The following is a 13,248-nucleotide window of genomic DNA, read 5'->3' as shown; positions in this document are numbered from 1 at the left end:
TGGTGATCAAGTCCCCCTTCGGAAAGGCCTCATTGCCATGCCCAGAATCCGGCGCCGTGCTCTCGGCGCGCTGCTCGTCGGCGTCCTTCTCGCGGCCGGCGGCTGCGGTTCCCCGGAGCCGTCGCCCGCCGGCCGCGACGACAGCTTCTCGGTCACGATCAAGCACGCGTACGGGGAAACGCACCTCACGAAGAAGCCCGAACGTGTCGTCATCGTCGGCTTCAAGGAGCAGGACTACTACCTGGCGCTGGGCACCGTGCCGGTGGCGATCCGCGACTGGTACGGCGATCAGCCCTCCGCGACGTGGCCGTGGGCGCAGTCGTACCTCAACGGCGCCAAGCCGACGGTCCTGCCGCGAGCCGAACTCGACTACGAGCAGATCATCGGCCTCGACCCGGACGTGATCGTCGGCATGTCGGCCGGCCTCACCAAGGAGCAGTACGACACCCTGGCCAAGATCGCGCCGACCGTGGCTCAGCCGTCCGCCGACGACAACTGGGCGGTGACCTGGCAGGACATGACCCTCAAGACCGGACAGATCCTCGGCAAGGAGGCCGAAGCCACCAAACTCGTGGCCGACCTGGAGGGCCGCATCAAGGACGCCGCCGGCAAATATCCGGCCCTGAAGGGCGCGTCGTCGGTGTTCGCCTCCGGCTTCGAGGGCCAGTTCTACGTCTTCAGCCCCAAGGCGACCGGCTCGCAGGTGCTCACCAGCCTCGGCCTGACCATGTCGGACGAAGTGGCCAAGCTGACCGACAACGCCGACGAGTACTTCACCATCAGCAAGGAGCGCTTCGACCTGCTCGACGTGAAGGTGGCCGTCTGGTCGGAGGCGGCGAGCGACCCGCTCATCAAGTCGCTGCTGGCCAACCCCCTCTACGCGGACAAGGCCGTCCACCAGGAGGGCCGCGACGTCTTCCTCGGCCTGGAGGCCAACGGCGCGCTGTCGTTCTCCTCGGTGCTGAGCCTGCCCTACCTGCTCGACAAGGTCGTGCCCGCCTTGGCCACGGCGGCCGACGGTGATCCGGCCACGACCAGCGAATTCTCGGCCAAGTGACCGGCGAGGCGGAGGTCCTGGCGGTCCGGCGGCTCGGCGCGCGTTTCGTCCGGGTCGAGCTGCGCGCGGATTCTTTCCGGACCATCGGAGCGCCGGACGAAGCGGTGACTTTGGAGTTTCCGCGGGAGGGGCGCAACTACACCATCCGGGCTGTGGACAACGGCGTCATAACCATTGATTTCGTACGTCATGAGCACGGCATCGCTTCCACGTGGGCGGAGCGGGCCCAGCCGGGGGACACGCTGAAGTACGCCCGGCAACGGTCCTGGTACGCGCCGCCCGCCGGCACCGATTGGATCCTGCTCGCGGCGGACCTGACCGGACTGCCCGCGGTGGCCCGGATCCTGGAGCAGCACACAGGCGACACGCCGATCTTCGTCTACGTCGATGCGGACAGCGACGGCTATCTGCCCGTTCCTTCTGTGGAAGGTCCGCTCCTCGCGGGCATGCGCGCCTTCGCGACGCCGCCGGGCCGCGGTTACGTCTGGTTCGCGGGGGAGTGCGCCGACGCCCGCCGCGCTCGCTCGTTCTGGCGCGGCGAGCGGGGTTTCGCCCGCGACCAGATCGCCGCCGTCGGCTACTGGCGGGTGAACGCCGAGGACTGGGAGCGCCGCTACGAGAGGGTCAGCGGCGACATCGAGCGCTACTACCAGGACCGGCTGGACGCCGGCGACTCGGTCACCGAAGCAGGAGACCGGGTGGAGGAGGAGCTGGAGCGGCTGGGCTTGTGAGGACGGTCGAGGAGCGCAGGTGCAGGCGTACCGGATGCTCGATCTCGCCGCCCGGGTCACCGGCCAGCAGCCCGTCGAGCAGCGCCGCGCACCGCCGCCCCGCGTTGAGCGGATCGAGGTCGACGGAGGTGATGGGCGGCTGCCCGAGCCGGGCCGACGTCGTCTCGGTCCCGGTGGCCAGCGAGAAATCGACACCGGGCGTCCGCCCGTGCGCGCGCAGAGCGGGCAGCGCGGCCGGAGCGGTGTCGGTCGGACCGCAGATCAACCCGTCAACCGAGGGGTACGCCTCCAGCAGCCCACCGACCGCGTCATCGATCTGCCGGGCCGTGGGCACCCAGTCGATCGTCGCGATGACCGGCGGCACGCCGTGACGCCCACACCAGTCCCGATAGGCCGACCCCACTTGCGAAGCCCAGTCCCCGGTCTCGGGCGGGATCATCAGGGCCGGCCGCCGGGCACCCCCGGCCAGCATGGCGTCGAGCACCTCGGTGGTGGCCCGGTAGTGGTCGCACCAGAGGACGACATCGGGCCGCGCCATGCCCGCGCCGAAGGGCCGCTCGAAACACACGCTCGGGCGCACGGACTCGAGCAGCTTGGCGGCGGCCGGATCATCCTCGTGCGGATCGGACAGGATCACGCCGTCCATCGGCGGCAGCGACTCACCACCGAGGATCACGGTGTCCCGCCCCTGCGACGACAGATGCTCCATGACCCCGAAGACGAACCGCATGTAGTACTCCGACGTGGACGGCACCCCCGGCACGTAGACCCCGACGGTCCCCGTACGCCCACCCCGAAGCCGCCGGGCCGCCCGGTTGGGCGCATAGCCGAGCTCGTCGACGGCGGCCAGAACGCGCTCGCGGGTGGCCGCCGAGACCCGCCCCGTGCCACCGAGAACGTTGGACACGGTCGACTTGCCCACCCCCGCCCGGCGGGCCACATCATGCAGCGTCGCAGTTCGGCGGTCGGACATCCCCACAGTCTAGGAGCCCCCTGATGCCCCCTTCGCCCCACCACGACCCCACAGCCGCCGCGCCCGCTTCTCCTTTCGCCCCCGCTTCCGTCCCCACCCCGGCTTCCGCGCCTGCCTCCGCCTTTGCCTCCGGGACGGCGCCCGCCTCCGCACAGGCCTTTACGCCCGGTGCTGAGACGCCCGCTCTCGCCGCCTCGCCTGCGCTGCCGGTTGCGGGGCGGGACTTCGGCAACGCGCAGGCGTCGCTGGAGGCATCGCTGCGGCCCGAGACGGGACGGGCGGGCTCGGGCTGGGTGGCTTTCGACCTGCCCGGCGTGGCCGTCGGCACCGCCGAATACGACGCCGGCCCCACCGGCGCCACGGTGGTCTCGTTGCCGCCGCGGGCCCGGACCGCGGTCGACCGCCGTGGCGGCGCGGCCGGCCTGCTCGGCGCCTTCCCGGTCAACGACGCGATCTGCTTGGCCGGCGGCTCCACCTTCGGCCTGGCCGCCGCCACCGGCGTCCTCGACGAGATGCTGCGGCGCAGCGGCCACCGCACCGACTTCGCCGCGCTGCCAGTGGTCTCCGGCGCCGTCGTGTACGACTTCGCCCAGCGCGACAACGCCGTCTATCCCGACGCCGAACTGGGCCGGGCCGCCCTCACCAGCGCCCGCACCGACCTGGTCGCGGTGGGCCGGGTGGGCGCCGGCGTCTCCGCCACCGTCGGCAAGGCCGTCGACACCCGAGCCGAATACGCCAGACAGGGCGCCGCCTTCACCACCATCGGCCCGGCGAAGGTCCTGGTGCTCACCATCGTCAACGCCATCGGCGTCATAGTCGACCGCGCCGGGGTCGTCCGCCGCGGCAACCTCGACCCGGCCACCGGCGAACGCCACCCGACCTATCCCGACTACGCCGCCCGCATCACCCCCGGCGCTGTTTCCCCACCGTCCACGACCGGCAACACCACGCTCACCGTCGTGGTCACCAACGTGCGCATGGACGACTTCGAGCTGACCCAGTTCGCCACCCAGGTGCACAGCTCGATGCACCGAGCCATCCAGCCGTTCCACACGATCGCCGACGGCGACACCTTGTTCGCCGCCACCACGGACGAGGTGACCGTCGCGACGCCTTCCCTGGCGGTAGGTGCTGTGGCCTCCGAACTGGCCTGGGACGCGGTGCTCTCCACGACGTGAGCCCTCGACAATGAGATGATGTCCAGGGTGTCCGCTCTGCTGCGCGTCGCGCTCGCCGTGGTCGTGCTGTGGGCGCTGGTCGTCGCGGCGGCCTGGCTGCTGCAGCGGAAGCTCATCTACTTTCCGGACCGGTCGTCGCCGCCCGAGGCCGCCCGAGTGTTCCCCGCGGCCCGCGATGTCACGTTGCGCACCACCGACGGCTTGAGCCTGACAGCCTGGCTGGTCGAGCCGCGGACACCCGGCCGTCGCCTGGCGGTGCTGGTCGCGCCGGGCAACGCCGGCAACAGACTGTCCCGTGCTCCGCTCGCCACCGCCCTGGCCGGCCAGGGCATGACCGTGCTCCTGGTCGACTACCGGGGCTACGGCGGCAACCCCGGCCGTCCGAGCGAGGAAGGACTGGCCCGCGACATCGAGGCCGCGCGCGCGTTCCTGATCGAGCAGGCCGGCATCCCCACCGACCGGCTGCTGTATTACGGCGAGAGCCTCGGCGCGGCGGTAGTGACCGCACTGGCGGTGAAACACCCGCCGGCCGCCCTGATCCTGCGGTCGCCGTTCATCGATCTGCCAGCGGCCGGCAGCGAGCACTACCCGTTCCTGCCGGTGCGACTGCTGGCACGCGACCGTTTCCCGGTGGCCGACATGGTCGCGCGGGTAGCGTCGCCCACCCTGGTCGTCTACGGCACGGCCGACGCGACCGTGCCGCCGCGCCAGAGCCTGACCGTGGCCGGCAAGGCCCGCGGACCCGTACGGGTGGAAGCGGTCGAGGGCGCCGACCACAACGACGCCTCCCTGCTCAACGGCCCCCAGCTCATCAAGGCCATCACCGCCCTGGCCGACGAATCCACCTGACCCGGGCCCGTGATACTGGCCCGCGTGACACGGAACGGTTGGACCGCTGAGAGGGTCCGCGACTTCGAGCGGCTACCCGGCCGGCGGGTCAAAGCTTGGACGGGCATCGAGATGGCGTTGCGCGAGGGGCCGGCCTCAGACGGTCCGCACTTCGAAGATCCCGCCGTGCCATGTCTACAGCTGAACGTCCTCGGTGCCTTGTTCGACGATGGGACGTTCATGACGATCGGTACCTACGAGGGCGACGCCGTCTGTGGTCTGTGGCTGCGCCGAATGGATGACGGCCGGCCCGACTGGTCGGGTCAGGTCGGCATTTACCGGAGCAGGGCGCTACCGGAACTGCCCACCGGCGAGATCGACCGCGTCTCGACGGTGCTCGACCAGGAGGTCGTGGCCGAGGTTGTCCTGCGCATCGGCGGTCGGCAACTGCTGCTGATGGCGGGCGAATTGCACGAGGGAATGCAGGGGCGGTTGGTTTTCACTCGGTTCGACGAGTCCGTCCTCGCGTTCGCCGACCCGTCCGCAGCCGAATCGGTCGACTGGGTTCCCGGGCGTGGTCGCCGCCGCCTCGGTTAAGACCGTGTGTCGTTTGGGGTTGTTGAATTACAAGGTCATTCGTTGACCTGGCGTGGATGACGTGGAGAAGTACTGCCCGGATGCGTTGTGGCATCTCGCCCAACCGTTGCTGCCTGCGCATCCGGAAAGGCATCAGGGTGGTGGCCGGCGGCGCACTGATGACCGGGCGATGCTCGCGGCGATCGTCTACGTGCTGGAGTCCGGCTGCTCGTGGCGCAAGCTGCCTGGGTCGTTCCCGGTGCACTGGCGTACCGCGCACCGCCGGTTCTCCGAGTGGGTCAGCCTTGGCGTGATGACCCGTCTGCATCAGGCGATGCTGGACATCCTGGGTGTCGCCGGGCAGATCGACTGGTCGCGGGCGAGTATCGACAGCATGCACGTCCGCGCGCTCAAAGGGGAATCTGACCGGGCCCAGTCCGGTAGACCGGGGCAAGCCCGGCTCCAAGATCCACGCCATCAGCGAACGCGGTGGACTGCCTGTTCACGTGGACATCTCCGCCGCCAACCTCAACGACCACAAGATGCTGCAGGACATGGTCGACGGCCTCCGGCCGATCCGTCAGCCCGCCGGCCGCCCACGCAAACGGCCGGCGAAGCTGCACGGCGACAAGGGCTACGCCTACCCCGGATGCCGCGAATTGCTGCGTGAGCGCAACATCGTGCCGCGCATCGCCCGGCCGGGCATCGAGTCGTCGAAGCACCTGGGCCGGCACCGCTACGTCATCGAACGCTGCCTGGAATGGACCACCAGATTCCGGCGCCTGGCCCGCCGCTACGAGCGCAAGGCTTCCCACTACCTCGGATTCCTGCGCCTGGCCTGCGCTCTAATCTGCTTCCGACGCGCCACCCGGCTCAACCTGCTGGCCAGCAACAACCCCAACTGACACGCGGTCTAAGCCGGAAGGCCGAACTTCGCCCTGGCGGACGGGGTGGCTGGGGTGAAGAAGTTGACCAGGTTGCCGTCGGGGTCGCGGATCAGCAGGGAGCGGTTGCCCCACGGCATGGTGGTGGGCGGGGCGACAGTCGCGGCGTCGTGGAGCTTCTCGTGGGTGGCGTCCACATCCGGGACCAGGAACTCGATGATGACCGAACGGTTGTCGGCCGCGCGGGCCGAGCCGGGGGCGAACAGCGGCACCGTCTTTTCGCTGCCGATGGCGAGCGTCGCCCCGGCGGTGGTGATCTCGGCGAAGTCGGGGGTCGACCATGTGGCCGTGGTGCCGGTGGCCCTCTCGTAGAAGGCGACCAGCCGAACGATGTCGGCGGTGATGACGCGTAGTGAGATGAGGTTCATGGCGGTGACGCTAGAGCGAATACCGGGCAGGTTCCGCCCGGTATTGTCTGGCGTGTGGCGAGGCCGACAGCTCAGGTGCTCACGCTGCTGGAGCTGCTCCAGTCGGGCGGGGTGCGCCGGGCGGCCGAGCTGGCCGATCGGCTCGGCGTGGACGAGCGGACCGTCCGGCGCTATGTCGCTCACCTGGTCGAGCTCGACATCCCGGTCGAGTCGGTGCGGGGCCGCTACGGGGGATTCCGCCTGGCGCGCGGCTATCGCGTGCCGCCCCTGATGTTCAGCGACGACGAGGCCCTCGCCGTGTTGCTCGGCCTGGTGGCGGGCCGCCGCGCGGGCTTGACCGGCATGACCGGCCCGGCCGACGAGACGGCCGCCGCGAAGATCCGGCGGGTGCTGCCACGGCGTCTGGGCGAACGGGTCGAGAGCGTCCTGGAGACCCTCACCTTCACGGCCACGGAGCGTGCGCCGGCCACCCCGGACACGCCGACCCTGCTGGCCGTGGCCGACGCGGTCCGTCACCGCCGCCCGGTGACGTTCCGCTACACGGCCGGGAACGGCCGGCGCAGCGATCGCCTCCTGCATCCGTACGGCCTGGTCGCTCATTCGGGCCGCTGGTACGCCCGCGGCACCGACCCGGCGAAGGGCGAGGAGCGCACGTTCCGGCTGGACCGCATGACCGAGGTACGCCCGCTGCCCGGCACCTTCGACCCGCCGCCCGGCTACGACCCGGCGGAGGAGGTGCTGACCGGCCTGGCCCGCGCCGACTATCGCCACCGGGTCCGCCTGCGGATCCAGGCCACAGGCGACCAGATCCGCGGCCGCTTCCCAGCCGCCCTCGCCGTCATCACCGAAGCGGCGCCCACCGAGGCGGCGCCCACCGAGGCGGCGCCCACCGAATCCGGCGGCTCCTGGCACCGGGTGGAGATCCGCGCCGAGCGGCTCGACTGGATCCCGGGGACACTGGCCGCCCTGGACCGCCCGTTCGTCATCGAGGAGCCGGCCGAACTCCGCGACCTGGTCACCGGCCTCGCCGCGCGGCTGGCCGCACACGCCCGCCAGGTCAGGTGACCGCGGCGACCAGCACCAGAGCGCTGGCGACGATCTCCAGCAGGCCCACCTGCTTCGGGACCAGTCCGCGGCCGGGCAGGAGCCAGGCGCGCACGAGCAGCAAGGCGAAGACGGCCGCCGGAAACAGCCCTTGCGTGACGACGGCGGCCAGCGTCACCGCGTGGTAGATGAGTGAGGCCGTGCGATAGGACTCGCTGTCGCGTTCGCGGATCATCGTCTTGACGTAGAGGATCGTGCCCGTCAGATAGAGCAGGATCAGCAGGAACGGGCCCAGGACGTCGCGCACGGGCACCGCGGCCACGGTGGCCACCACGAAGATCATGAGACAGCTCTGGACCACTGAGGCCAGGTCGTTCACGAGGGCGCGCTCGCGGCGCCGATGGGCATGAAACGCGTTGACGGCGATCAGCACCGCGAACAAAGGGGCGTAGAGCAGCACCGCCGGCCGCGCGACGAGCACGGGAGTGGCAAGGAGCAGTGTGCTCACCCCGTACAGCTGAATCTGGTTCTGGAAACGCCGAGGGCGGCGCGACTTGATCGCCTGAAAGGCGAAGTAGGAAAGCAGGTAACCGGAAAGCCAGGCGCCGAGCAGCGGCAGGTCGGGCCAGCCGAAGCCGGCCGCGACCACGCCTGTGACATAGGGGAGCAGCAGCATCGCCCACGCTCCGTGCTGCGGAGGCACGTAGCGGCGGCGGGTCACTACCGGAGCGGTTGTCACGTGCAGGACGCTAGTGGCCGGTCCACTTGGGTGCCCAGAGACTTTGGTCCCTGGTGGGGTAATACCTTGGTATGGCCTGATCATGGGGGAGGTAGTGATATGAGCGAGCAGGAGAACCTCTGGCTCCGGCAGAAAGCCGAGAATCCAGGGCATTCGCAGTGGTACATCAAGCGGTTCGCGGACATGGCCGCGCGCGGCGTCGACCTGAACGGCGAGGCCCGGCTGATCGACGCGATGGTGCCGCGCGGATCGCGGATCCTCGATGCCGGCTGCGGCACCGGCCGGCTGGGCGGCCACCTGGCCGGGCTGGGGCACGAGGTGGTCGGTGTCGATCTCGACCCCGAGCTGATCGCCGCCGCCCGCAAGGACTACCCGGAAGCCACCTGGATCGTCGGTGACCTGGCCGAGCTGCGGCTGGAGGCGACGTTCGACGTCCTGGTCTGCGCCGGCAACGTCATGACCTTCGTGGCGCCCTCCACGCGCCGGACCATCCTCGAGCGCTTCCGCGCCCACCTGGCCGAGGACGGCCGCGCGGTCATCGGCTTCGGATCCGGGCGCGGGTACGAGTTCGCCGACTTCCGGAGCGACGCGGCGGCCGCCGGGCTGACCGAGAACCTGATGCTGAGCACCTGGGACCTGCGCCCGCTGGCACCGGACAGCGACTTCCTGGTCGCCGTGTTCAATTGACAACTGACTATGTGGAAGGTGAGGTGAGGAGCGACATCCTTCGATGAAGCAGGAGGTTCGATGTCGTTCCGTCCTCGCTGGGTGGCCGTCGCCGCCGCCCTTGTCCTGATCGTCATGCCGATCCCGCGGGCCGCCGAGGCGGCCCCGGGAGACCAACTGAGCGCCGGCGAATCGGCGCTCATCCGCTTCCGCCTCCCCGACGAGGCGATGCTGCAACGCCTCGTCGCCGGCGGCGAGGACCTGGCCGCCCGTCCCCGCACCCAGAACGGCGCCGTCCTGGCCGACATCGTCGTCGACGACGCCCGGCTGGCCGCGCTGACCGCGCAGGGCGCCGAGCCGCTCCAGGTGATCCAGCGCGCGTCGAGCGGTGCCGCCCGCGCCACCAGGCTCGCTGTGCAGGCCGACACCCTGCACTTCCTCCAGGCGTACTGGTGGACCAGCAACGGCCGCACCTTCCTGCAGACGCAGGTCGCGACCACCGCCACCGATGACCCCGACGTCGAGATCACTGTCACCTGGCGTACGGCCGACGGCGCCACCGGATCGTTCCCCCTGGTCCGCTTCGAGGACTCCGGGGAATATCAGTACCACTACGCTCTGCCACAACCGATGCCCGCCAAGCCGGTGCAGGTGACCGCCTCCTCGAGCCTCGGCGGCACGTCCCGGGCGATCACCCCGGGCGTCTGGCCGGGCGCCACCCCACCCGCTCTCCCGACCGGATATCAGAAGGACTTCGTCGACGCGTACATGACGCCGGTCGACATCAAGGCCCGCATCAAGCGCCTGGCCCGGCAGTACCCGAAGCTCGTCGACGTCATCAACCTGCCCAACAAGACCCAGGGCTACCGGCGTACGGCCGTCGCCTATCTCGGTGATCCCAACGCCGCCGCCGTTATCGTCGAATCGGTCGCCTTCGGCGATCAGGGCATGAACGGCGTCCAGGTCCGGACCGTCGACCCCGGAGCGGCCAACCGGCCACTCTCAGCGACCTACAAAGACCGGGTTCTCACGGTACGTCTCGCGACAGACACCACAGGAAAGACGATCAGCACGACCGACGACGTCGCCGCGTTCATCTCGGCCCGCTACCCGCAGCGGTTCCGCGCCGTGGTCGAGGAGGGCTCGGCCGGCCTGCCCATGCCGGTCACCGGCCCGGCCCGCCTCGACGACGGCCTCCAGGGCACCGAGGTGCCCAAGGGCCCGTGGACCGTCCAGGCGCTCCGGATCGGCAAGACCCGGGACGGCTCGAAGCCGGGCGTGATGGCATACAGCCAGGAACACGCCCGCGAATGGGCCACACCGCTCGTCACGCTGGAATTCGCCGAGCGCCTGCTCGCCAACTACGCCACCCATCCGGAAACGCGTTCCCTGGTCGACGCCGTCGACATCTTCATCATCCCGACCGTCAACCCCGACGGCGCCAACTACTCGTTCAACGACTTCAACTTCCAGCGCAAGAACCTGGTCAACCACTGCGCCGGAGCCACCCGCGACCCCCGATACCGCAACTCGTGGGGCGTCGACATCAACCGCAACTACACCGTCGGCTCCTACTTCGACGGATACGTGGGCGCCAGCGCCAACTGCCTGTCCGGCACGTACGCCGGCACGGCCGAGCTCTCCGAGGCCGAGTCCCGCAACGTGATCGCCCTGGCCAAGGCCCACCCGAACATCAACCTGGCGATGAACGTGCACAGCTACGGCGGCTACTTCATGTGGCCGCCCGGCGCCTACAAGGCCGACGGCCGGGTCACCCTGCCCCGCCCGTCGATCGACGAGTCGAAGTTCTTCCTCGACTCGGCCCGCCGCATCGTCGGCGCCATCGCGACTGAGCGCGGCACGGTCACGTGGCCCTCGTACACGGGCCCGGTGGCCGACGTCCTCTACTCGGCCGCCGGCAACTCGGCCGACCAGCTCTACTACGAGCTGGGCATCGACGCCTGGGACTTCGAGGTCGGCAACGACCGCTGGAACGAGACCACCCAGCAGTGGGAGGGCGTCGGCTTCCAGCCCCCGTTCGACGAGGCCCACGCCGAGTCCCAGGAGTACGCCAACGGCCTGCTGGAACTGGTCCGAGTGGCCAGAGACCGGGCCGCCGCCGAGCAGTAAACCGCTGAGAGGGCCCGTTCCCGTGGGGGAGCGGGCCCTACACGCGGAGCTCGTCCCAGGGCACTTCACGCCAGGCTCGCCACAGCAGGTCCGTCAACGGCGCGTGCTCCGGCAGCTCCCGGCCGTCGATGCTCGCAAGCGGCTGTGCCGGGCAGTGGGAGTTCGCCGCGGCCGCGCCTCGCAGCCCCTCCAGCGACCTGATCTTCCGCCGCTCCGAGGCGACGCCGATCTTGTCCAGCCCTCGCCGCAGCACCTGCATGGTGACGCCGGTCAGCATGGGCGCCTCGGGCCAGACCACCCTTTCGCCGTCGGAGAAGACGACGTTCCAGACCGACCCTTCCCGTACGGCGCCGTCCGCCCCCAGGAACAGCACATCGTCGAACCCGGCCCGCCGCGCTTCGATCGAGTGATACGTCAGCCCCATCGTCGCCACGTGCTTCAGCTCGGGCAGATCCCGCTCGTACACGGCCGTCCGAACCCGCAGCGGCGGTCGCGGCGTGTCTGGCACGGGATCCGAGACCGACACCATGACGTCGGCACCCGGCATGACGGTCACCCGTACCGACGCGTCCCGCCGGTCGCCCAGGGCGTGCTTGATCAGCCGCACGATGGTGTCGTCGGACGGCGGCGGGGCCTCCGGAAACAGGACCGCCGAGGCGTCACGCAGCCGGCGCAGATGAAACTCCAGTCCGGCGACAGCCCGCCGGCGGACCTGCATCGACGAGAAGTGCCCGTAGTTCCAGGTGGCGGCCCGGTGCACCGCGTCGAGGGAGGCCGGTGCACCGTTGATTTCCACGTACGTCATATCAGTCCATCTTGGAGAGGGATGCCGGGTTGTGCGTGACGCCTCGGCGGCGGACCGGGAGCTTCAGCATCGGGTTGGCGACGCCCCAGTAGGCGCCCTTCACGACCATCTCCTTGTACACCGCCGCCGTGCGGCCCGTGAGCACTCCCGGCCGTGAGACGTCGTCCTCCGTGACGAACTGGATGAGGCCGTCGCTTCGGCCCAGTGAGATGCACTGGTTGAAGTACTTCAGCGGAGCGTTCGGCATCTTGCCCCCGGTCAGCCGGGCCGCGATCGAGTCGGCCGCCTGCCATGCCTGGGGGACGCCGGAAGCGCAGGCCATCCGCATCGGCTTGTCGCCCGCGCCTGTGGCCAGCGCGGTATCGCCGACCGCGTACACGTCGGGATGCGAGACCGAACGCATCGTGCCGTCGACGACGATCCGGCCGTCCGGCCCCAGTTCCAGGTCCGTGGCGGCGGCGAGCGGGTGGACCGCGAAGCCACCCGTCCACACCGTGACCGCCGCCGGGAGCGTCCGGCCGCCGGCCAGCTCGACGTGGTCCGTCCCGACCCGGGTGACGGCCACGTTCTCGTGCACGGCGATACCCAGGCGGTTGGTGACCTTGCGCAGGTGGGCGCGGCCCTTCGGCGACAGCCAGTCACCGAACTCGCCCCGGGTGGCCACGGCCACGTCGAGGTCGGGCCGGGCCTCGGCGATCTCGGTGACCGCCTCGATGCCGGTGAGGCCGCCACCGACGACGAGCACCGTGTCGTCTTTCTTCAAACCAGTGAGGCGCTCACGCAGCCGCTGCGCGCCGGGACGGCCGGCCAGCTCGTAGGCGTGCTCGGGAGTGCCGTTCGAGGTGCTGCCGAGCGCGTACACCAGCGTGTCGTACGAAAGCTCGCCGTCGGTCAGGGAGACGGTCCTGCGGGATACGTCGACCGCGGTGACCGAGGCGATCCGCAGGGCCACGCCGGTGTTCGCGAACATGGCCGTGAGCGGTCGCGGCTTCAGTGCGGCGCCGACCGCGACCTGGTGGTTGCGGACCCGTTCCACGAAGTCGGGTGAGGCGTTGACGAGGGTGATGGCGACGTCCTCGGTGCGGAGACGCTTGGCCAGGCGGCCGGCGGTGATGGCGCCGGCGTATCCGGCTCCGAGAACGATGATGCGGTGCTGCATGGCGTCGCTCCTGTTCTGCGCGGGTTCGCCTCTTGAACCGGGCGGCCCGC

The 13,248-nt window shown here is 70.2% G+C and carries 14 protein-coding genes; 9 read left to right on the top strand and 5 right to left on the bottom strand.

The features are described 5' to 3' along the window. Positions 1–37: 37 nt before the first annotated feature. Together ACQP2X_RS33855 and ACQP2X_RS33850 are read left to right on the top strand one after the other, a co-directional pair. A complete protein-coding gene (locus ACQP2X_RS33855; protein WP_498688868.1) occupies positions 38–1,057 on the top strand; it encodes an ABC transporter substrate-binding protein in 1,020 nt (339 codons plus the stop codon). Then, positions 1,054–1,788 carry a siderophore-interacting protein gene (locus tag ACQP2X_RS33850; RefSeq protein WP_498688866.1) on the top strand — a complete coding sequence of 245 codons (735 nt, stop codon included), beginning with the start codon at positions 1,054–1,056 and terminating at the stop codon, positions 1,786–1,788. The genes ACQP2X_RS33855 and ACQP2X_RS33850 overlap by 4 nt, the downstream gene beginning before the upstream one ends. On the opposite strand, the gene ACQP2X_RS33845 is transcribed toward ACQP2X_RS33850, so the two are convergent. Further along, positions 1,736–2,761, bottom strand: a complete 1,026-nt coding sequence (locus ACQP2X_RS33845; protein WP_498688864.1) for a LacI family DNA-binding transcriptional regulator — start codon at positions 2,759–2,761, stop codon at positions 1,736–1,738. The two genes, ACQP2X_RS33850 and ACQP2X_RS33845, sit on opposite strands and share 53 nt — an antisense overlap. A gap of 23 nt (positions 2,762–2,784) precedes the next feature. On the opposite strand from ACQP2X_RS33845, the gene ACQP2X_RS33840 reads away from it, so the two are divergent. The 4 genes from ACQP2X_RS33840 (at position 2,785) to ACQP2X_RS33825 (ending at position 6,248) form a co-directional block, all read left to right on the top strand. Then, a complete protein-coding gene (locus ACQP2X_RS33840; protein ID WP_498688862.1) occupies positions 2,785–3,939 on the top strand; it encodes a P1 family peptidase in 1,155 nt (384 codons plus the stop codon). An 18-nt stretch (positions 3,940–3,957) separates the two neighbouring features. Further along, positions 3,958–4,788, top strand: a complete 831-nt coding sequence (locus tag ACQP2X_RS33835) for an alpha/beta hydrolase (RefSeq protein ID WP_498688860.1) — start codon at positions 3,958–3,960, stop codon at positions 4,786–4,788. Between the two features lie 24 nt (positions 4,789–4,812). Further along, positions 4,813–5,364 (top strand): hypothetical protein, encoded by a 552-nt coding sequence (locus ACQP2X_RS33830; protein ID WP_498688858.1) that lies wholly within the window; start codon positions 4,813–4,815, stop codon positions 5,362–5,364. Positions 5,365–5,425: 61 nt separating this feature from the next. Continuing rightward, positions 5,426–6,248, top strand: a protein-coding gene (locus ACQP2X_RS33825) for an IS5 family transposase (RefSeq protein ID WP_498701099.1) whose coding sequence is annotated in 2 segments (ribosomal slippage) — positions 5,426–5,764 and positions 5,766–6,248 — 822 coding nt in all. Because the reading frame shifts where the segments join, the coding sequence is not laid out codon by codon here. 8 nt (positions 6,249–6,256) lie between these two features. Here ACQP2X_RS33825 and ACQP2X_RS33820 read toward each other — a convergent pair. Next, positions 6,257–6,655 (bottom strand): VOC family protein, encoded by a 399-nt coding sequence (locus tag ACQP2X_RS33820; protein WP_498688857.1) that lies wholly within the window; start codon positions 6,653–6,655, stop codon positions 6,257–6,259. A gap of 54 nt (positions 6,656–6,709) precedes the next feature. Here ACQP2X_RS33820 and ACQP2X_RS33815 point away from each other — a divergent pair, with 54 nt between their 5' ends. Beyond that, positions 6,710–7,720, top strand: coding sequence for a helix-turn-helix transcriptional regulator (locus ACQP2X_RS33815; RefSeq protein WP_498688854.1), 1,011 nt, complete (start codon positions 6,710–6,712; stop codon positions 7,718–7,720). Here the strand turns inward: ACQP2X_RS33815 and ACQP2X_RS33810 are convergent. Next, on the bottom strand, positions 7,713–8,522 hold the full coding sequence (locus ACQP2X_RS33810) for a YwiC-like family protein (RefSeq protein ID WP_498688852.1): 810 nt from the start codon (positions 8,520–8,522) through the stop codon (positions 7,713–7,715). The genes ACQP2X_RS33815 and ACQP2X_RS33810 overlap by 8 nt on opposite strands. A 15-nt stretch (positions 8,523–8,537) precedes the next feature. Between ACQP2X_RS33810 and ACQP2X_RS33805 the strand changes: the two genes are divergently transcribed. Both ACQP2X_RS33805 and ACQP2X_RS33800 read left to right on the top strand, forming a co-directional pair. After that, positions 8,538–9,125: a class I SAM-dependent methyltransferase gene (locus ACQP2X_RS33805; protein ID WP_498688851.1), complete on the top strand. Its 588-nt coding sequence runs from the start codon at positions 8,538–8,540 to the stop codon at positions 9,123–9,125. A gap of 60 nt (positions 9,126–9,185) precedes the next feature. Further along, positions 9,186–11,234, top strand: a complete 2,049-nt coding sequence (locus ACQP2X_RS33800; RefSeq protein ID WP_498688849.1) for a M14 family zinc carboxypeptidase — start codon at positions 9,186–9,188, stop codon at positions 11,232–11,234. A 37-nt stretch (positions 11,235–11,271) separates the two neighbouring features. Here ACQP2X_RS33800 and ACQP2X_RS33795 read toward each other — a convergent pair whose 3' ends face one another. Together ACQP2X_RS33795 and ACQP2X_RS33790 are read right to left on the bottom strand one after the other, a co-directional pair. Next, positions 11,272–12,039 carry an aminotransferase class IV gene (locus tag ACQP2X_RS33795; protein WP_498688848.1) on the bottom strand — a complete coding sequence of 256 codons (768 nt, stop codon included), beginning with the start codon at positions 12,037–12,039 and terminating at the stop codon, positions 11,272–11,274. Position 12,040: 1 nt separating this feature from the next. Then, on the bottom strand, positions 12,041–13,198 hold the full coding sequence (locus tag ACQP2X_RS33790) for an NAD(P)/FAD-dependent oxidoreductase (protein ID WP_498688847.1): 1,158 nt from the start codon (positions 13,196–13,198) through the stop codon (positions 12,041–12,043). Positions 13,199–13,248 lie beyond the last annotated feature (50 nt).

It is taken from the genome of Actinoplanes sp. CA-131856 (assembly GCF_050956135.1).
Classification (GTDB): Bacteria; Actinomycetota; Actinomycetes; order Mycobacteriales; family Micromonosporaceae; genus Actinoplanes.
This window is presented reverse-complemented; position numbering and strand designations above follow the sequence as displayed.